2 rRNA genes are annotated in these 596 nt (G+C 49.5%); both read right to left on the bottom strand.

Annotation, left to right across the window (positions count from 1 at the left end):
* Nucleotides 1-148, bottom strand: a 23S ribosomal RNA gene (locus tag M595_RS28380); the annotation flags it as partial.
* Nucleotides 149-402: 254 nt separating this feature from the next.
* Nucleotides 403-596 (bottom strand): 16S ribosomal RNA (locus M595_RS28375); the annotation flags it as partial.

Genomic DNA, 596 nt, shown 5'->3' with positions numbered 1-596 from the left:
GATTCAGCGAGTAGTTTATAGGTTGCCCTATTCGGATACCTCCGGATCTCTGCTTGCTTCCAGCTCCTCGGAGCGTTTCGTCGGTCACCACGTCCTTCTTCGCCTCTGTGTGCCTAGGGATCCACCGTTAGCTCTTTGTAGCTTGACCACTTTGACTTAGTTGTCTGTTACGGTTCTACCTTTTTTCTGATTCTCTATGCAGTTTTCTAGGTTCTGACTGAACTTTCGTCCAGCATCCTATAGCCTCTCTTCATTGCGACTTCTAGGTGCTGTACTGTATTTTTTTAAACCGAACCGAGAGTTTGAAAGCCTGTTGAATGCTTAATTCCTTGACCGACCTAGGATGACCTTAGTCTGCCTGATTATTTTGGGGTTGGCTAAACTAAAGTTAGGTCTCCCTAAAAAGGAGGTGATCCAGCCACACCTTCCGGTACGGCTACCTTGTTACGACTTCACCCCAGTCATCAGCCCTGCCTTCGGCACCCTCCTCCTCGAAAGGTTAGAGTAATGACTTCGGGCATGGCTAACTTCCATGGTGTGACGGGCGGTGTGTACAAGGCCCGGGAACGGATTCACCGCAGTATGCTGACCTGCGA

Origin of the sequence: Lyngbya aestuarii BL J (genome assembly GCF_000478195.2) — a bacterium.
Lineage (GTDB): Bacteria > Cyanobacteriota > Cyanobacteriia > Cyanobacteriales > Microcoleaceae > Capilliphycus > Capilliphycus aestuarii.
The sequence above is the reverse complement of the archived record's forward strand: the minus strand, read 5'-3'. Positions and strand labels throughout refer to the sequence as shown.